Genomic DNA, 18,399 nt, shown 5'->3' with positions numbered 1-18,399 from the left:
TGGCCGGATAACCAGCGCAATTCATGTTACGCAACTCACAGCAAAGGGGCATCCATGCCAGAGTTTCAGACCACGGATGAAGGCTTTGAGCGGGTTTCATTGAGGGACTACACCGAGAAGGCCTACCTCGATTATTCCATGTACGTCATTCTCGACAGGGCATTGCCCAACGTGGGTGACGGCCTGAAACCGGTTCAGCGCCGGATCATCTACGCCATGTCCGAGCTCGGCCTGAAGTCTACTTCAAAGTACAAAAAGTCCGCCCGTACGGTGGGTGATGTTCTGGGCAAGTTCCACCCCCACGGTGACAGCGCCTGTTACGAGGCCATGGTACTGATGGCCCAGCCTTTCTCTTACCGTTATCCGCTGGTTGACGGCCAGGGCAACTGGGGTGCGCCTGATGATCCCAAGTCATTTGCCGCCATGCGTTACACCGAATCCCGCCTTGCCAAATTTGCTGATGTCCTGCTCAGCGAATTGGGGCAGGGTACGGTGGACTGGGTGCCCAACTTTGACGGCACCATGGATGAACCGTCGGTATTGCCCGCCAGGTTGCCTCATGTTCTGCTCAATGGCACGACCGGTATTGCGGTGGGTATGGCGACGGACATACCACCCCACAACGTCCGGGAAATCACCGCGGCCTGCGTGCGCCTGCTTGAGCAGCCGGACGCAACCACCGATGACCTGTGCGAACACGTCAAGGGCCCGGATTTCCCCACTTATGCGGAGATCATTACACCCCGCAAGGATATCCGGCAGATGTACGAAACCGGCAAGGGCTCCTTGCGGATGCGTGCCCGCTGGATCAATGAGGGTGGGGAGATCGTAGTGACCGATTTGCCGCACCAGGTCTCCGGCAACCGGGTACTGGAGCAGATTGCCCAGCAGATGCAGACCAAAAAGCTGCCCATGGTGGCGGACCTGCGCGACGAATCGGATCATGAGAACCCGACCCGGCTGGTCATTGTTCCCCGTTCCAATCGGGTGGATCTGGACGGACTGATGGCCCACCTCTTTGCCAGCACCGATCTGGAGAAAACCTACCGGGTCAATATTAACGTCATCGGCAACGACGGTCGTCCCGGCGTCAAGGGTCTGCGGGTAATGCTGACGGAATGGCTCAGCTTCCGCCGTACCACGGTCACACGGCGCCTCCAGCATCGTCTGGACAAGGTGCTGGCACGCCTGCACATTCTCGAAGGCCTGCTGGTTGCCTACCTGAACATCGACGAAGTCATTGCCATCATTCGCTACGAGGACAAGCCCAAGGCCGAGTTGATTTCCCGCTTCGGGCTGTCGGAGGAGCAGGCCGAAGCCATTCTCGAGCTGAAATTGCGCCACCTGGCCAAGCTCGAGGAAATGAAAATCCGTGGCGAACAGGACGAGCTGGCCGCCGAGCGCGACGAGCTCCAGGCGATTCTCGGATCGGAAGACCGTCTGCGGGAGCTGATCAAGGATGAGCTGCTGGCGGACGCGGAAACCTATGGTGATGATCGTCGCTCGCCGATTGTTGAGCGCCGCGAAGCGAGGGCCTTCAGCGAAACCGAGCTGGTATCCAATGACCCGGTGACGGTCGTGCTGTCCGAGAAGGGATGGGTCAGGGCGGCCAAGGGCCACGATATTGAGCCGGAAGGGCTTAGCTATAAGGCAGGCGACAGGTTTGCCATGGCGGCGAAGGGGCGCAACAACCAGCAGGCGGTGTTCCTGGATTCCACCGGACGAGCCTATTCCCTGGTTGCTCACTCATTCCCCTCTGCCAGGGGGCAGGGCGAACCGCTCAGTGGCCGTATCAATCCACCTCCCGGCGCGACCTTCTGTGGTCTGTTGATGGATGATCCGGCCCGCAAGGTGTTGCTGGTAACTGACGGCGGCTACGGCTTTGTTACTTCCCTGAACGAGATGATCAGCAAGAACCGCAACGGCAAGGCCGTGGTTTCGGTTCCGAAGGGGGCCAGGATCATGCCGCCGGTGCTGGTGCCCGATTCCGAAAAACCGCTGTATCTGGGCGCTGTTTCCAATGAGGGCCGGATGCTGGTATTCCCGCTGAGCGAATTGCCGGAGCTGGCCAAGGGCAAGGGTAACAAGATCATCAGTATTCCCTCTGCAAGGGTTCAGAACCGGGAAGAGTACGTGGTTGCCGTTGCGGTGTTTGCCGAGGATGACCAACTGGAAATCCGCGCCGGAAAGCGCAAGATGGGGTTGCAGTTCGGTGATCTGGAACATTATCTGGGCGAGCGCGGCCGCCGTGGACACAAGCTGCCCCGCGGCCTCCAGCGGGTGGACACGATTGATGTGATCCAGTCACCCAGCAATGCCGCCGAAGCCGCCAATACAGAGGAGCAGCCTGACAGTGAGTGAGCTGGTTCTGATTAACGTATCCGGGCGCGACAAGCCCGGCCTGACGTCGGAGATTACCGGCATCATGGGACAGTACGATGTGCGGATTCTGGACATCGGCCAGGCGGTGATTCATGACCATCTGACCTGGGGAATCCTGATCGAGATTCCGGACGAATCCAAATCCTCTCCGGTTATCCGTGACCTGCTGTTCCGGCTGCATGCCCTGGATCTGCAGGTGCGCTTCGCACCTATTACCATCGAGGAGTACCAGCGGTGGGCCGAGGGTCGTAACCGTGCCTGTTACATCGTCACCTTGCTGTCGCGGGATATAAAAGCCGAGCAGATCGCGCGAGTGTCGGCCATTACCGCCCGCCACGGATTGAATATCGACAACATCAGCCGGTTGTCGGCCCGTCCGTCACTGAACCCCTCAGAGAACCGCATCGCCTGTGTCGAGTTCTCGGTTCGCGGTACACCCTCGGACCTGGACCAGCTGCGCGCCGATTTTCTGCACATTGCAGGCGAAATGAATGTGGACATCGCCTTCCAGGAAGATTCCATCTTTCGCCGTAATCGCCGGCTGGTGGTGTTTGACATGGACTCCACGCTGATCGACGCTGAAGTAATCGACGAGTTGGCGCTGGAAGCCGGCGTAGGCGGGCGGGTGGCAGAGATTACCGAGCGCGCCATGCTGGGGGAGCTGGATTTCAGCCAGAGCTTTGAGGAGCGCCTGGGACTGCTCAAGGGTCTGGACGAGTCAGTGCTCGAAGGTATTGCCGCCAGGCTGCGACTGACCGAGGGCGCCGAGCACCTGATTTTCAGCCTGAAGTCTCTCGGGTACCGGACGGCGATTCTCTCCGGGGGCTTTACCTACTTCGCCCGTCACCTCCAGCAGAAGCTGGGGATTGATTACGTTTATGCCAATGAGCTGGAGATCAAGAACGGCAAGGTGACCGGCCGGGTAGCGGGACAGATTGTCGATGGCAAGCGCAAGGCCGAACTGCTTCAGGAAATAGCCGAACGCGAGCATATCTCGCGGGAGCAGGTGATTGCGGTGGGCGACGGGGCCAACGACCTGCCCATGCTCAGCCAGGCCGGGCTGGGTGTTGCCTTCCGGGCAAAACCCCTGGTCAAGGAGTCCGCCCGGCATTCGATCTCGACCCTGGGGCTGGACGCCATTCTCTATCTGATCGGGTTCCGCGAGAGCGACAGTCTTCAGATAGGGAAGTAATCACCGGGGCGGGACACTAGTGGTCACCGAAGTCGTAGTTCATTTCCGGAACCGGCGCCTGCAGGTAATAGCCCTGGATATAATTCACCCCTGCCTGCCACAGGGTTGCCAGCACGCCTGCGTTTTCCACCAGCGGTACGATAGTCAGCTTGCCGGCACTTTGCAGGCTCTTGATCATTTCCTTGATCTCTTCCTTGGCTTCATCTTTTTTCTGAAGTTCTTCGGTAAACGAACCGTCGATCTTCACGTAATCCACGTCGATATGCTTCAGGGTGTTGAACGGGTTCAGCGCGCAACCAAACTGGGAGATGGAAACCTTGCAGTGCAATTCACGAACAGTCCTGGCAAAGTCCTTGGCCTGTTTCATGTAATTGTTGGCGTCCCCTTCGCGAATCTGGAAAATCAGTGAGTCTCCCGGCAGGCGAGCTGCTTTCAGCGCTACGCTCAACCAGGGAGTAAAGGTCTTGTCTTCGAGAGTTTCCGCCGTTATGTTCAGGAACAGACGGGTGTCATGCCCCCGTGAGCGGTGGCTGGACAACTGTTTTATCGTCTGCAGGATCACCCAGCGGTCAATCTTGATGGCCATTTCCGAGGGACCGATCGGCGGCAGGAAGTCGTAGGGAGATACCTCCTCGTCGTCCCTGTTCAACATTCTGACAAAGGCTTCGTAGTGTTCTTCGCCTTCGCCTCTGAGGTTGATAATGGGCTGGAACAGAAGCCGGAACCGGTTGTCGTCCAGCGCTTTCTGTATGGCATCGATGGAATTGCTTTCATCCAGTGATTCATAGTCCGCAGGGTTATAGACCAGCACACCATTACCCCGCTCATGACCCGCTTTTTTCTTGAGCTCGGAGGACGCGGTATGAGCACGCCCCATGAGGTCGGGCGCCTTGGGCGCATTTTCGGTAATGGCTGCGACCCCGATGCTCAGGGTCAGCTGGACCGTACGACCGTTGATGTCGAACAGATGGTCTTCCACCTTCCTGCAGATGGTTTCGCAAAGCTCGGCCATGGTTTTCTCTTCGCAGGGCTGACAAAGCAGGCAGAACGCATCGTCGCTCAGGCGCGCAAGAATCATGTTTTCCGGTGTCTGCTCCTTGAGCAGGGTCGCCAGGTCTCCCAGCATCAGATCCGATCCTGCAATGCCAACCTGGCTTTTCAGGCTCATAAAGTTATCAAGCGCGATGTAGGCCAGGGCACCGGCCTGGTTGTCCTTGCCGGCTGTTGCTATGGCCTGGCCAAGCGCATCCATCAGGTATTGGCGGTTGAACAGGCCGGTCAGCAGATCCTGGCTGCTGATCTGGCGAATCTTCTCCTCCAGCTCGGCGTCGCTGTGTTCGGGCTGAATGACAATCTGGGTGCAGACCTCACCGTCGTAGGTGGCTGCTGACACCGACATGGTCACGTTGAGTTCCTGGTCGTCACTGCGGCGGGCTACGCAATTCATGGCCATTCCGTCTTCGCCACTCTCGGCAAAGGACTTCATGAACTCCTTGTACTTTTCCTGGCTCTCCGGAGTCAGTGTGTCGAGCACCGGTATGCAGATCAGGTCGTCGATATCGTCGTAGCCGAGGAAGTCCATGTAGGACTGGTTGGCATAAATGTGCATGCCATCATTGATGTAGGCAATGGCGTCCTTGGAGCTCTCCAGCAATAACTGGCAGCGCTGTTCAGCTTCACGCAGATGCGATTCGAGGGTTCTGCGTCGCCGACGATCGTCAAGTGCACCCAGTTCCCGGTTAACCACCAGTACCAGCTGATCAGTATTCTCAAAGGGCACCGCATCGTGGGCGCCGGCCTTCATGACTGCGACGGTGCGTTCACGGCTGAATTCGTTGGTCAGCAGTATCGACGGAATATCCTTGTCCATGCGCCGAATCATCGCCAGGGCGCCATCAGGACCAAATTCCTGATCCACGTCGTCCCGAGCCAGTAACAGGTCCCAGTTGCCTGTTTTCAGGGTTTCCTCGAGATCTTCCTCAGACGTGATGCGATGTGCGCGTGTAGCCTTGCCCGAGTTCCGGAGCAGGCTGACGAAGGTTTCGGCGTCGTTTTGTGAAGGATCGAGGATCAGCAGGTGTACGGTTGCGTTCTTTTTCTGCATTCTTCAGATGTCTCGTGATACGCGTTGGCTGTGCCAGTTCTTTTGCACGTAAAGAACCGGTTTTTCACTAACGCTGAATGATGCAGGGGTTACCATTTAATAACAACCCTTGGCGCCCGCCCCTGGTGTTTGTGGTTGTCTGAAATCATTTTCTAGAGGGATGGCCAAAGCGAATCAAATTCATCCTCGCTGGTCGCTGCTGCAGGCGCCGGCCTGTTCAGTTTGGTCGTGCCACTACCCTGGAGCTTGAGTTCAAACTGGCTAATGCTTCCGGTTGCGGAGATCTTGCGGGACAGTGTGCCCTGATCCTCGCGGCCATCGTGGAGCAGCGATATCCGGCTTCCGGACTGAAACGGCAGCCGTGGCGTAATAAGGGTTGCCGCCTGGTTAACCACGCTGATCTCTGGCAATAACAGGCCCCGCAGGTACTCGCTGCTATTGCCCACTTTCTGGATCAGCCGGACGCCGCAGGGTGCCGCACTGGGAGCGAGCAATTCGATACCGGCCTGGGTGCCCTGGTTGCGGACCTGGCGGATCCAGCGAACCACGGCAATGCTCCAGGGGTGTCTGGACTGCTCACGAACTCCGAGTATTTCCCCCGCCTGGAGCGAGGCTGGTACGCCGGCTTCCCAGGCGACACAGTAACCGCCGGGACTGGTGTTGATCAGCAGGGCCTGATGGGACTGGGGACGCCTGCGGTCACGTTCACCGTCGGGTGCGGCACCTGTACTGTTGCGAAAGTCGATGGGGATGTCCGCCGACGACGGCGGACTGTCGTCCTGGCCGGTATCATAGGCTTCGGCCCATACATCCTCCCTGCGCCGTGACGGGTTCGGGAACAGGGCCTGCTGATCCTGTTTGCCACTGTCATTGCCAGTGATGAACTCGTTGAATGTCCGGGCTCCGGCAACAAAAAAGTGGGTAGCGGTCAGCCCCACGCATACCTCGAGAGTTCCCTGGCTGGCGATGCGGTTGAAATTGCGCTTCGCCAGAATTCCCAGCGCCTGGCTGAGGTGGGTCAGCAGGTCGTCGCTGATTCGTGCGGGAAGCTCCAGGCTGGCTGCACTTTGGCCATTGTTCCGGTGGCGGGCATGCAGTGAGTCGGTAATCTGCTCTGCCAGCCTGCGGGTATCGAAGTTGTAACTGTCATTGCCCGGCTTCTGTTCAAGCAGGCTGCGGTAATGGGGCGCAGTGTCCTGTTCCATATTCACCACAAACAGGCTGTCGTTGTCGGTGTCGGGGCCGCAGGAAGCAAGATGGGTCCAGTTTTCGAACAGGTCGTAAACCAGTGCCAGTTCGGACTGCCGCAACTGGTTAGGTCGGGCACAGCCCAGCAGCAGAATCCGCTTGTAGCTGTCCTCTATCGTGCTGGCACGACGATGGCTCAGTGTCTTATCGTCGACGGAGATCCCGCTGAGCCTGTTGCGATGGGCAAACCGGAACAGGCGATGACACTCCAGCCAGCACTGTGCAGGGCTGGGGCAATACAACTGGTGGGACCGCACGATGGTGGCTGCCAACTCCGAGATGGCGCGGTGAATTGCCGTGGCCACCGCTTTCCGGTGCCTGTCCAGCCCGCCATTATCCAGAAATTCCAGCACGCAGAGTTTGTAGCCACTGGCCGCATGAAGCTGCAGAGCCTGGGACAGATTTGCAATTTTGCGTTTTTTTTCCGGCAGTGCAACGGCCATGCCCAGATAGTGCCTGGACAGCTCGGTGCAGACAAAGTGTATTTTCGGACGAATCAGTTCCAGTAGCTGCAGGCGTTGCTGCGGGGCAATAAACAGGTGGTTCAGTTCAATAATGGCATGATAGAGCTGCCTTGAAGCCTCGCCAATATTCGCCATGGGCAGTTGCCTGATCCAGTCCCTGAAGGCTTTTGGTGAAGTCTGGCAGAATGAGAGAGTTGCCGTCTTCTGTTCAGGAACGCGGAGATCAGGTTTCAGAATCATGCCTTCCATGAGTTCACGCCAATTGGATGGGCCACGGTTGGTACTCTAAAATAGCAAACACACAACAGAAAGCGAGAAAAGCACGAGTTGACAATGTTTGACAAGTGGTTATGGCCCGCTTCTGCCAAATGCATCACGCAAACAGGTCCAGAGGCGTCTTTCCCGGCCGGTCAGGCACTTCCCGGACGAGCCTGGGTACCAGGAATCCCGGAAGTTTGCCGATCAGTTGCCGAACCAGCTCCCTGGCCCTGTCGTCGGTGACATTGAAATGGTGGGCGCCTTCCACCGGGTCGAATGCGTGGAGATAGTAGGGCAGGACACCACACTCGAACAGCCGTTCGCTCAGGTCAGCCAATACATCTGCCGTATCATTAACCCCTTCGAGGATGACACTCTGGTTCAGCAGGGTAACGCCGGCAGCCTTCAGGCGCTCAAGGGCATGACGGGTGTCGGAGTCGAGTTCCGCCGGATGGTTGCAGTGGATGACCATCACCATCTGTAGCCGGCTCCCCGAGATCCATGCCAGCAGCGAGTCGCATACACGCTGGGGGATCACCACCGGCAGGCGCGTGTGGATCCTCAGGCGGCCGATATGGGGAATGTCCGCCAGTGTTCCGGCCCAGGATGAAAGTAGCCGGTCACTGGCTACAAGCGGGTCGCCCCCGCTGAAAATGACCTCGTTGATGCGCGTATCGTTGGCCAGGGTGGCCTGTACTTCCGCCCGGTCCCGGGGTGAAAGCCGGTTTTCATCATAAGGGAAGTGGCGGCGGAAACAGTAACGGCAATTAATGGCGCAATGCCCGGTGACCATCAGCAGGGCCCGGCTGCGGTATTTGCGGATAAGTCCTGTTGTCTGTATCGAGTCGCTCTCCTGCAATGGATCACGAACAAATCCCGGTTGCGTTGCTGTCTCTGCAGTAAGCGGCAAAACCTGCCTTAATAGCGGATCTGCCGCATCACCGGGAACCATGCGTTGCAAATAGGGCTCCGGTACCCGTATCGGGAACAGCCGGTGACCTTCACGGGCACCGGAAAGCCAGGTCGCGGGGTCGAGCTTCAGCCGTTTGAGCAGATCCTCGGGGCTGGTAACAGAGGCTGAGAGCAGCTGTTGCCAGCTGCGCGCGTCATCATCGATTGGGCGGGCTTCTATACGGGTGGCGGTTCGCTGTATCATAGCGACCTTCGAATTTTTATACGCATCTTGTCAGGTGATAATTTCATGGCTTCATATTCTACCAATGAATTCCGCGGCGGTCTTAAGGTTTTGCTGGACGGCGATCCCTGTATCATTCTCGAGAACGAATTCGTAAAGCCCGGCAAAGGCCAGGCCTTCAACCGGGTCAAGCTGCGCAACCTGATGACCAATCGCCAGTGGGAGCGCACCTTCAAGTCCGGTGAAAGCCTGGAAGCCGCCGACGTCGTTGATCTGGAGATGGAATATCTCTATACCGATGGCGAGTTCTGGCACTTCATGAAAACAGACGGCTCATTCGAGCAGTACCCGGCGGATGCAAAGGCTGTCAGTGATGCTCTCAAGTGGTTGAAGGAGCAGGACGTCTACACTGTTACATTGTACAACGGTGCGCCGCTGACGGTAACGCCGCCGAATTTCGTTGAGCTGGAAGTGGTGGATACCGACCCTGGCATGAAAGGCGATACTGCCCAGGGCGGCACCAAGCCGGCAACGCTTTCAACCGGCGCTGTTGTCAACGTACCACTGTTCATCACCATTGGTGAGGTCCTCAAGGTAGATACCCGCTCCGGCGAATACGTCAGCCGTGTCAAAAGCAGCTGATCGGTTTCCCGGGTGACTGCAATACCTTGCTGGCAGCCGTCTGCAACCCTCGCTGCGCTTGAGGGCCGTGCGCGCCAGTTGGCCTGGGTGCGTGGCTTTTTTGCACGGCGCGGCGTGATGGAGGTCGAGACGCCGGTACTGGGCCGGTACGGTGTCACCGATAGCAACATCGACAGTATACCGGCCAGTCCTGCCCCCGTGGCAGCCGGCTTCGCAGAAGCCTGGCTCCAGACCTCCCCCGAGTACCACATGAAGCGTCTGCTGGCGGCCGGCGCCGGGCCCATCTATCAGGTAGCGCGGGTGTTTCGGGATGGTGAGTCGGGCCGGCGGCACAACCCCGAGTTTTCCCTGCTCGAATGGTATCGCCCCGGGTTTACTGACACCGACCTGATGGCGGAAGTGTCCGAGCTGGTGTGCGGCTGGCTGGGCTGCGAAGCGCCACGCATGATGCGCTATCGCGATGTCTTTCTCCGGTTTGCGGGCGTTGATCCGTTCCTGGCCACTGACAGCGAACTGGCGGCCCGTTGTGAACAGTGGCTGGCGCCGGGCCAGGTGCAGGCATTCAGCCGCGACGATTGTCTGGATCTGTTGATGGGTTGCCAGGTAGAGCCGGCACTGGCTTCGGCCGGCCCGGTGTTCGTCACCGGTTACCCGGAGTCCCAGGCGGCACTGGCGCGTGTTTCTGAGCAGGATGGATTGCGTCAGGCCCACCGTTTCGAACTCTATGTGCAGGGGGTGGAGCTGTGTAATGGCTACTGGGAGCTCACCGACTGGGAAGAGCAGCAGCAACGGTTTGCGGCAGACAACCAGGCACGTGCCTCTGCCGGCAAGCCGGAAATGCCCGTTGATAAGGCATTTCTGGCGGCACTGCAGGCAGGAGTTCCGGATTGTGCCGGGGTGGCTCTGGGCCTTGACCGTTTGCTGATGCTGAAGCTGGGGCTGGACGATCTTGCCGGAGTTATTGCGTTTCCTGCTGACCGGGCGTGATTTCTCCGAATACTTTCCCCATGCGCACCCTTCCGCCAGCGGTCTGGTCACTGTTCCAGGTAACCGTGCCTTTTGGCATGATCATGATAACCGTTGACCCCAGGCGGAATCGTCCCATTTCCTCGCCCTTGTCAAAGTGTATCGGTGTTTTGAGGCTGTCGTAGTGCGTCACATCTACCTGGCGTTTGTCGCCTGGTGCCACAACACCGGCCCAGATGGTTTCCACGCTGCCGACGATCATGGCGCCCACAAGCACGAAGGCCATCGGGCCTGCCTCAGTGTCAAAAATACAGACTACCCGCTCGTTTCGTGCAAACAGCTCATCCACATTTGCCGCGGTTGTCGGGTTGACGGAAAACAGCTTGCCGGGGATGTAGACCATCTCTCGCAGTGTGCCCGCCAGAGGCATATGAATGCGATGGTAATCCCGGGGCGCCAGGTAGACGGTGGCAAACTCGCCACCTGCGAAGGGTCTGACCCGCTCCTGGTCACCACCAAGCAGTGCATTAAGGCTGAAAGACCGGCCCTTGGCCTGAAACACCCGGTCGTCACTTATGCTGCCCAGCTGGCTGATGACGCCATCCACCGGGCTGACCATCGACGACTCACCGGTGTCCACCGGTCGCAGGCCCGGCTTCAGGGCTCTGGTGAAGAAGGCATTGAAACTGGGGTAGGCGGCAGGATCTGATTCAAGCGCCTCGCTCATGTCTACGCCGTAGCGGCCGATAAACCAGTTAACAACACGGTTTTTGAGCGCCGGAACGCTTTCGTTATCGGCCAGGCGGCCAGCCAGGCGGGAAATCGCCAGCTGTGGTAGCAGGAACTGGCTTGTTACAAATAACTTGTCGTACATCAGTGGATCCTTGGCGCTCAAAAGCAAAAGTTTACCAAACCGCGCGGTGTGTATAGAAATTGTTTCACACCTTCGCGGTTACGTCCGGTGCTTGCTATTATCTGCGATCGGTGGAATAGCCTCCCGGCTCCAGTCGTGGTTTTCCGACACCAACCATAGAAGGTAAGTTTTCTTTCCATGCTACTTATAATTGGCGCAGTTATTGTAGTTGCAAGCGTCCTGGGGGGCTACGTCCTTCATGGCGGTAATCTCATGGTGTTGTGGCAGCCTACTGAAATCCTGATTATTGGCGGTGCGGCAGTCGGATCTTTCATCATTGCCAATCCCCTGCACACGGTGAAGGAAGTCGGCAGAGGCATTCTCAACCAGTTGACCGGGTCGCCCTATAACAAATCTTTCTACATGGATCTGCTCAGCCTGATGTATGAGGTTTTCGATAAATCCCGCAAGCAGGGTGTCATGGCGATCGAGGAAGACATCGACAATCCGCAGGAAAGCCCGATTTTCACCCGCTATCCGGCGATCATGAAGTCCAGGTATCTGCTGGCGTTTATTACCGATTACCTGCGGATCATCAGTTCCGGCAACATGGCCACCCATGAGCTGGAAGGCATGATGGAAAATGAAATCGAAAGCCGCCAGCATGAACTTGAAGAACCTGCCCACGCGGTCAACAAGATAGCGGATGCGCTACCGGGCCTGGGTATTGTTGCGGCCGTACTCGGTATCGTTATCACCATGAACTTCCTCAGCGAGGGGCCCGAAAAAATCGGCCTCAGCGTGGCGGCTGCACTGGTGGGTACTTTCCTGGGTATCTGGATGGGTTACGGCTTTGTCGGCCCCACATCGATTGCCATGGAGCACTCGGCCCGGTACGAACTCAAGGCCTATGAATGTGTGAAATCCGCGATTGTTGCGACCGTCTCCGGCCAGGCTCCGCAAATGGCGATCGAGTTCGGCCGCAAGGCGTTGCCGTCAGACAAGCGGCCGGCATTCCAGGAACTGAACGACCACGTGCGTTCAAAATAATCTGAACAAGTGCCGTCTGGAGCAGCTTCTTGGAAGAACAGCCAATCATCATAAAGCGCAAAAAGAAAGTCGTTGCAGGACACCACGGGGGGTCCTGGAAGGTAGCTTTTGCCGATTTTGCCACTGCCATGATGGCTTTTTTCCTCGTGCTCTGGCTGACGGCCACGGCATCCCCCGAGCAGAAGCGTGCAGTTGAAGGTTATTTCAAGGACCCGGTCGGGTTTACCGAGGGCGGTTCCCCGAACCCGGTGGATCTCGAGGGCAGTGCGTCGGTCATCAACGAGAGCAGCGAGGATATCGAGCGTAGCGACATCCAGATTGAGGACCAGATAGTTGAGGAAATGGCCCAGACTCTGGAGCAGCAACAGATGGAAGAGCTGTTTCAGGATCTGAAAGATCGCATCGAGCAGAATGAAACCCTGCAGGAGTTCAAGGACCAGCTGCTGATCGATATTACCAGTGAGGGCCTGCGCATCCAGATTGTCGACCGCTCACAGCGCCCGATGTTTGACAGCGGCCGTGCCGAGCTCAAGTACTATTCCCAGGACATCCTGTTCGAGCTGGCCAAAACCCTGAGTACCGTCAACAACAAGCTGAGCATTACCGGCCACACCGATTCCACCCCCTTTAGCGGTCGGCCCGGCTATACCAACTGGGAGCTGTCGGCCGATCGCGCCAATACTGCCCGCAGAGCGCTGGTGGCCGGCGGCGTTCCGCAACAGCAGATTGGACGGGTTGTGGGCCTGAGCGATTCCGTGCTGTTTGATCAGGACGACCCTCAGGCTCCGGTCAACCGACGCATTTCCATCATCGTGATGAACAAGAAAACGGCGCAAGGTATCCAGAGCAACGCCGGCAGATCGAATGAACCCCTGATCGACCTCACCGCGCCCTCCGAGGAGCAGCAACAGGAGGCGATGGATCGGCTGGAGCAAGGTAACTGGTCGGAAGAGAAGGAGGAGCCGCAGCCCGGTGAGCTGAACTGGTAGGCTGGTTAATCAGCCTTCAGCCCCCGGGACTGCTGCTCCGCCATGTCCTGCAGAATCCGCTTGAAACTTTTCATACGCTCCACGCTGATCCGCCCGTCCTCGGCAGCCTGTGCAATAGCGCAGCCGGGGTCGCCCATATGGCTGCAGTTGCGAAACCGGCAATGACCGATCAGGTCGCGGATTTCCCGGAAGCCATACTCGATCTCCTGCGGTGTCATGTGCCACAGGCCGAATTCCCGGATGCCGGGGGAGTCGATCAGATCGCCGCCGCAGTCGAGGTGAAAGAGCCTTGCCGTGGTGGTGGTGTGAATGCCCTTGCCGGTGCTTTCCGAAAGTGCACCCACGCGGATCGACTCGTCAGGAAGCAGGGTCTGGATAATGGACGACTTGCCAACCCCGGACTGGCCCACAAACACGCTGGTCTGGTCTTTCACCAGATCTTCCACCCGAACCGCCTGCTCGCCTGCCAGTGTCTTCGCTGACGTGCGCTCTGTCCGATAACCCAGTTTTTCGTATCGTGCCAGCAGACTGTCGATGGCTTCCCGGTTCTGGTCAGTGATCAGATCGATCTTGTTAAGCAGGATAATTACCGGAATATCCGTGCTTTCTGCCGCCACCAGGTAACGATCAATCAGGTTGTCGTGGGGCTCCGGTTCCGGGGCAATCACCAGAATGATATGGTCGATGTTGGCGGCAACCGGTTTGAGCGCGCCGAAGTTGTCGGGCCGCTGCAGCAGGGTGTTGCGGTCGCAGCGGGCCACGATCACCCCGGTGCCGTCGCTCCCCGGCCGCCAGATCACCTTGTCGCCGGTAACGAGGCTGTCGATATTGGCCCTGACAAAACAGCGCAACACCCTGTCGGTGTCTTCCCCCTCCAGGACTTCCACGTCCAGCTGCTGCCCGTAGTGGGCAATAACCAGGCCCTGCTGTTCCGGCCCCAGGTCGCCGGCATCCAGCTTCTCACCAATGGATTCTTCTTTCTTTGCCGCCCGGGCAGCCCGTTCCTGCTGGACTTTCCTGATGCGCCATTGCTGCTGCTTGTTGAGTCGACGTTTAGCCATATCTTGGGTCGGTTATTTCCTGATGGAGAATGGTGATTGCTGTAACATCATACGTGATTCATCCACAATAGGCAGACTATGTGCAGCAACGGCCGGGCAGGGCTTCCCGGGAGACGCTACGAGCACATCCCTGTGCACTTGACTGAAGCCATCCATGGCTTCAGACACTCCCGGGAAGCCCTGCCCGGCCGTTGCCCGAATCATGAGTTAACCGCTGGAGAACACTGAATGCCAGAAGCCAACTATCTTGTCTGGATCGATCTGGAAATGACCGGTTTGGATCCGGAAAAAGAACGGATCATTGAGATAGCGACAATTGTTACCGACTCGGATCTGAATACGATCGAAGAGGGTCCGGTTATCGCTGTACACCAATCAGACAAATTGCTCAGCGAGATGGACGAGTGGTGCACCCGCACCCATGGCGAGAGTGGACTCACCAGGCGGGTGCAGGACAGCAAACTCAGTGAGATTGATGCTGAGCAGAAAACCCTGGAATTCCTGCAGCGTTATCTCGAACCCGGCCAGTCACCGCTGTGTGGCAACAGCATCGGCCAGGACCGGCGTTTCCTGGTGAAGTACATGCCCGAACTGGAGGCCTTCTTTCATTACCGTAATCTGGATGTGAGCACCATCAAGGAGCTGGCCCGTCGTTGGCGGCCTGATGTGCTGGAGGGGGTAAAGAAAAAAGGCAGTCACCTGGCTCTGGACGATATTCGCGACTCCATCGACGAGCTGCGCCATTACCGCGAACACTTCTTCAAGTTATAGACCGTGTCGACCGAGGGCCCAGTGAACGTGCTCCCGAACCAGATCCGATGGGTGGTCGGCGCGTTTTCTGAGGGCCTCGATCACCGGAATGGTTGAAGGAGCATTACCCAGCCCCACGGCCAGGTTGCGCAGCCAGCCTTCATACCCGGTACGGCGGATGGCGGAGCCTTCGGTTCGTTTGAGGAATTCTTCTTCCGTCCACAGGAACAGGGTGGCCAACTCGCTGTTGTCGAGGCCGTGGCGGGGCTGGAAGTCTTTCTCGGCTGAGGGTTTGCTGAACTTGTTCCAGGGGCAGACCAACTGGCAGTCGTCGCAACCGAAGACCCGGTTGCCCATCCTCGAGCGCAGCTCCTCCGGGATACTGCCTTTCAGCTCGATGGTGAGATAGCTGATGCATTTGCGCGCATCCAGCTTATGGGGCCCTTCGAAGGCGTCTGTGGGGCAGATCTCCAGGCAGGCGGCGCAGGTGCCGCAATGTTCTTTTTCGAAGGGCTGATCGAGCGCTAACGGAGCGCTGGTGAAGATCTCTCCGAGGAAGAAAAAAGAGCCGGCTTTGGGATGAATCAGCATGTTGTTCTTGCCAATCCACCCCAGGCCCGCGCGCTGGGCCAGGGCGCGCTCAAGGACGGGAGCGCTGTCCACGAATGCCCGGTAATCGTATCCGGACACGGCTTCGTCTATCCATTTCGCCAGGGTTGCCAGGCGCTTGCGCATCAGCTTGTGGTAATCACGTCCGGTGGCATAGCGGGTAATGTAGGCCTTCTCCCGGTTAGTGAGTACCTGCCCCGGATTGTCGGGTGCCGGCAGGTAGTCCAGCCGTACGGAAATGACCCGCCGGGTACCTGCTACCAGCGAGGTGGGGGTGTAGCGTTTGTCGCCATGGTCTGCCATGTAGGACATTTCGCCGTGTAGCCCTTCGCGCAGCCAGTTTTTCAGTCGCTCCCCATGAATGCCGGTGTCGGGGAGGGTGATCCCGGCATCGTTAAAGCCCAGATCACGTGCCCAGGTGCGTATCTGTTGCGGCAGATCGTTCAGTTTTTGATCAGTTGGATCTGTCATTGAATGCCAGTAACGAAGTTTAATTTGATTAAGTTATGACCTTTTGCAGTGTTTTGCTACTCTTTACAGGTATCTGGCCCTTTTTCTTAATCCGAATTCTGTAACGGGAGCGGTGTTTTATGCCCCTGTCTGGAGATCACAGTTTACCAGAAGACCTCTACTCCGCCGATGCGGTGCGAGAGATTGATCACTATGTGATTGATCAGCAAGGTGTTGACGGGTTCGAGCTGATGCAGGCTGCTGCCGCCAGTGCCTTCCGGCGGCTGGTGCGATACTGGCCCGAGGCGGGCCGGATTCTGGTTTTGTGCGGTGCCGGCAATAATGGCGGCGACGGCTACCTGGTCGCTGCCAACGCTGTCCGTCATGGCCTGGACGTAGACTGCCTTGCCGTAGCGCCCACTGAAAAACTGTCCGGCGACGCCCGCAAGGCATGGGAAAAAGCAGTCGAGGACGGGGTCCGCGTGAGAGAATTGGCGGACGTCGATGAAAGCGAAGTCAGCGAGCATTTTACCAGTGCCGGACTGATTGTTGACGCCATGCTCGGAACCGGCGTGACCGGTGCGCCACGTGAGCCCTTTGCCACCATGATCCACGGCTGCAACGAAGCGGACGCGCCGGTACTGGCAATCGACCTGCCCTCGGGGCTGAATGCCACCACTGGGACCGTCGCCGGGGAAACGGTCAGGGCGGCGGCAACGGTGACCTTCATCGGCCTCAAGGCCGGCCTGTTTACCGGTCAGGGCCCGGAATGCGCCGGGGAGGTTGCGTTTGAGTCTCTGGATACCGATGACTGGGCTCGCGAAAGCGGTCAGCGACCGCTGGCCCGGCGGGTGGACTGGGCCGGCATCCATAAGGCGATACCCCGGCGCCCGAGAGCTGCCCACAAGGGTCGTTTCGGGCATGTATTGATTGTTGCTGGTGATCGTGGCTATGGCGGTGCCGGGCTGATGACAGCGGAGGCTGCGTCCAGAGCCGGCGCCGGCATGGTCACCCTGGCAACACGGCCGGAATACGTTGCGCCTGCACTTGCCCGTTGCCCATCGGTAATCGTTCAGGGGCTGATTCACGGTTCGGAATTGCCACCACTGATCAGTGCCGCTGACGTTATTGTCTGTGGCCCCGGCATTGGACAGGGCGCCTGGGGGCAGCAGATGCTGCAGCAGGTGGTGGCCAGCGGCAAGCCAAGGGTACTCGATGCGGATGCCCTGAACCTGATGGCATCGCGTGTCGCACAGCCGGCAGAGAACCAGATCCTGACTCCGCACCCGGGAGAAGCGGCGCGGCTGCTGGAGTGCGGGGTAGAAGATATCGAGAACGACCGGATTCAGGCGGCCGAGGAAATTCGCAGGCTGTTCGGCGGTGTGATCCTGCTCAAGGGAGCAGGCACGGTCGTAGTCTCCGGAGCTGCAGTGCCGGACATTATCAACGGAAGTAACCCCGGCATGGCGACCGGCGGTATGGGGGATGTGTTGTCGGGAATACTCGGTAGCCTGTATGCCCAACTGGGAGAGGCGCATCTGTCAGCCTCGGCAGCCGCAGCCCTTCACCTGGCAGCGGCAAACCGGGCATCAGAGACCCTGGGTTATATGGGCCTGCTGCCAATAGACGTCATTGATGCCCTGCCACGGGTGTTGGTGGAGTCGGAACGGGGATCCATGGCCGGGAAAGGCGGAAAAGGGGCGGTTGAAGACTAATGGTTGTGACAGCAGACGATCTCGGGCTTTACCTGAAGGACGAGCAGGATACGGAAAAACTGGGTCAGATCCTGGCGGGAGTTGTCAGCGAGAGTGGTCAGGGTCTCGTTGTGTTCCTGGAAGGTGAGCTCGGTATGGGAAAGACGACCCTGAGTCGGGGCGTCATGCATGGCCTTGGTCACCAGGGCGCAGTCAAAAGCCCGACGTATACCATCGTTGAGCCCTATGAGCATCTGAATCCGCCGGCCTATCACTTTGATCTCTATCGGCTTGGTGACCCGGAGGAGCTGGAATACATGGGCATCCGGGATTATTTCCAGGGCCAGAACCTGTGCGTTGTAGAGTGGCCCGGCCGGGGCCTGGGTATTCTTCCCGAGCCGGATCTGCTGGTTCGTCTGGAAAAAAGCGGAGACGGACGCAGCGCCAGAGTATCAGCGCCAACCAGCCGTGGCTGCAGTTTGCTGGCCCGGATTGCCATGCAGTGGCCCACGGGCAGGGATATCAATCGTGTGTGATCAGTGCAGGTGTACA

At 58.3% G+C, this 18,399-nt stretch carries 15 protein-coding genes; 9 read left to right on the top strand and 6 right to left on the bottom strand.

Features of this window, described 5'->3' with window-relative positions; genetic code table 11:
* Positions 1-54 precede the first annotated feature (54 nt).
* Together parC and serB are read left to right on the top strand one after the other, a co-directional pair.
* Positions 55-2,361 (top strand): DNA topoisomerase IV subunit A, encoded by a 2,307-nt coding sequence (gene parC / locus DIT72_RS17945; protein WP_135956612.1) that lies wholly within the window; start codon positions 55-57, stop codon positions 2,359-2,361.
* A complete protein-coding gene (gene serB / locus DIT72_RS17940; RefSeq protein ID WP_135956611.1) occupies positions 2,354-3,574 on the top strand; it encodes a phosphoserine phosphatase SerB in 1,221 nt (406 codons plus the stop codon). Before parC ends, serB begins: the two co-directional genes overlap by 8 nt.
* A 16-nt stretch (positions 3,575-3,590) precedes the next feature.
* Here serB and DIT72_RS17935 read toward each other — a convergent pair whose 3' ends face one another.
* The 3 genes from DIT72_RS17935 to epmB form a co-directional block, all read right to left on the bottom strand.
* Positions 3,591-5,678 (bottom strand): EAL domain-containing response regulator, encoded by a 2,088-nt coding sequence (locus DIT72_RS17935; RefSeq protein WP_135956610.1) that lies wholly within the window; start codon positions 5,676-5,678, stop codon positions 3,591-3,593.
* A 152-nt stretch (positions 5,679-5,830) separates the two neighbouring features.
* Complete coding sequence (locus DIT72_RS17930) at positions 5,831-7,639, bottom strand: GTPase (RefSeq protein WP_135956609.1); 1,809 nt, start codon at positions 7,637-7,639, stop codon at positions 5,831-5,833.
* A 124-nt stretch (positions 7,640-7,763) separates the two neighbouring features.
* Entirely contained in the window at positions 7,764-8,804 is a 1,041-nt protein-coding gene (epmB, locus tag DIT72_RS17925; protein WP_135956608.1) for an EF-P beta-lysylation protein EpmB, read from the bottom strand.
* A gap of 45 nt (positions 8,805-8,849) precedes the next feature.
* On the opposite strand from epmB, the gene efp reads away from it, so the two are divergent.
* Both efp and epmA read left to right on the top strand, forming a co-directional pair.
* Positions 8,850-9,425 (top strand): elongation factor P, encoded by a 576-nt coding sequence (gene efp / locus DIT72_RS17920; RefSeq protein WP_135956607.1) that lies wholly within the window; start codon positions 8,850-8,852, stop codon positions 9,423-9,425.
* 12 nt (positions 9,426-9,437) lie between these two features.
* On the top strand, positions 9,438-10,412 hold the full coding sequence (epmA, locus tag DIT72_RS17915) for an EF-P lysine aminoacylase EpmA (protein ID WP_135956606.1): 975 nt from the start codon (positions 9,438-9,440) through the stop codon (positions 10,410-10,412).
* Here epmA and asd read toward each other — a convergent pair.
* Positions 10,384-11,265, bottom strand: coding sequence for an archaetidylserine decarboxylase (gene asd / locus DIT72_RS17910; protein WP_135956605.1), 882 nt, complete (start codon positions 11,263-11,265; stop codon positions 10,384-10,386). The genes epmA and asd overlap by 29 nt on opposite strands.
* A 177-nt stretch (positions 11,266-11,442) precedes the next feature.
* Between asd and motA the strand changes: the two genes are divergently transcribed.
* Together motA and motB are read left to right on the top strand one after the other, a co-directional pair.
* Positions 11,443-12,294: a flagellar motor stator protein MotA gene (motA, locus tag DIT72_RS17905; protein ID WP_135956604.1), complete on the top strand. Its 852-nt coding sequence runs from the start codon at positions 11,443-11,445 to the stop codon at positions 12,292-12,294.
* A 29-nt stretch (positions 12,295-12,323) separates the two neighbouring features.
* Positions 12,324-13,283: a flagellar motor protein MotB gene (gene motB, locus DIT72_RS17900; RefSeq protein WP_135956603.1), complete on the top strand. Its 960-nt coding sequence runs from the start codon at positions 12,324-12,326 to the stop codon at positions 13,281-13,283.
* 5 nt (positions 13,284-13,288) lie between these two features.
* Here motB and rsgA read toward each other — a convergent pair whose 3' ends face one another.
* Positions 13,289-14,344, bottom strand: coding sequence for a small ribosomal subunit biogenesis GTPase RsgA (rsgA, locus tag DIT72_RS17895; RefSeq protein WP_135956602.1), 1,056 nt, complete (start codon positions 14,342-14,344; stop codon positions 13,289-13,291).
* A gap of 228 nt (positions 14,345-14,572) precedes the next feature.
* Between rsgA and orn the strand changes: the two genes are divergently transcribed.
* A complete protein-coding gene (orn, locus tag DIT72_RS17890) occupies positions 14,573-15,115 on the top strand; it encodes an oligoribonuclease (protein ID WP_135956601.1) in 543 nt (180 codons plus the stop codon).
* Here the strand turns inward: orn and queG are convergent.
* Entirely contained in the window at positions 15,110-16,174 is a 1,065-nt protein-coding gene (gene queG, locus DIT72_RS17885) for a tRNA epoxyqueuosine(34) reductase QueG (RefSeq protein ID WP_135956600.1), read from the bottom strand. The two genes, orn and queG, sit on opposite strands and share 6 nt — an antisense overlap.
* Before the next feature lie 119 nt (positions 16,175-16,293).
* On the opposite strand from queG, the gene DIT72_RS17880 reads away from it, so the two are divergent.
* Positions 16,294-17,868 (top strand): NAD(P)H-hydrate dehydratase, encoded by a 1,575-nt coding sequence (locus tag DIT72_RS17880; RefSeq protein ID WP_135956599.1) that lies wholly within the window; start codon positions 16,294-16,296, stop codon positions 17,866-17,868.
* Positions 17,868-18,383, top strand: coding sequence for a tRNA (adenosine(37)-N6)-threonylcarbamoyltransferase complex ATPase subunit type 1 TsaE (gene tsaE, locus DIT72_RS17875; protein WP_135956598.1), 516 nt, complete (start codon positions 17,868-17,870; stop codon positions 18,381-18,383). Before DIT72_RS17880 ends, tsaE begins: the two co-directional genes overlap by 1 nt.
* Positions 18,384-18,399 lie beyond the last annotated feature (16 nt).

Source organism: Marinobacter orientalis (assembly GCF_004792665.1).
Lineage (GTDB): Bacteria > Pseudomonadota > Gammaproteobacteria > Pseudomonadales > Oleiphilaceae > Marinobacter > Marinobacter orientalis.
This window is presented reverse-complemented; position numbering and strand designations above follow the sequence as displayed.

Bases quoted from the DNA above. Each gene is read 5' to 3' on its own strand.
- parC (WP_135956612.1), top strand. From the start codon at position 55: ATGCCAGAGTTTCAGACCACGGATGAAGGCTTTGAGCGGGTTTCATTG.
- DIT72_RS17935 (WP_135956610.1), bottom strand. From the start codon at position 5,678: ATGCAGAAAAAGAACGCAACCGTACACCTGCTGATCCTCGATCCTTCA.
- DIT72_RS17930 (WP_135956609.1), bottom strand. From the start codon at position 7,639: ATGGAAGGCATGATTCTGAAACCTGATCTCCGCGTTCCTGAACAGAAG.
- epmB (WP_135956608.1), bottom strand. From the start codon at position 8,804: ATGATACAGCGAACCGCCACCCGTATAGAAGCCCGCCCAATCGATGAT.
- efp (WP_135956607.1), top strand. From the start codon at position 8,850: ATGGCTTCATATTCTACCAATGAATTCCGCGGCGGTCTTAAGGTTTTG.
- asd (WP_135956605.1), bottom strand. From the start codon at position 11,265: ATGTACGACAAGTTATTTGTAACAAGCCAGTTCCTGCTACCACAGCTG.
- motA (WP_135956604.1), top strand. From the start codon at position 11,443: ATGCTACTTATAATTGGCGCAGTTATTGTAGTTGCAAGCGTCCTGGGG.
- rsgA (WP_135956602.1), bottom strand. From the start codon at position 14,344: ATGGCTAAACGTCGACTCAACAAGCAGCAGCAATGGCGCATCAGGAAA.
- orn (WP_135956601.1), top strand. From the start codon at position 14,573: ATGCCAGAAGCCAACTATCTTGTCTGGATCGATCTGGAAATGACCGGT.
- queG (WP_135956600.1), bottom strand. From the start codon at position 16,174: ATGACAGATCCAACTGATCAAAAACTGAACGATCTGCCGCAACAGATA.
- DIT72_RS17880 (WP_135956599.1), top strand. From the start codon at position 16,294: ATGCCCCTGTCTGGAGATCACAGTTTACCAGAAGACCTCTACTCCGCC.
- tsaE (WP_135956598.1), top strand. From the start codon at position 17,868: ATGGTTGTGACAGCAGACGATCTCGGGCTTTACCTGAAGGACGAGCAG.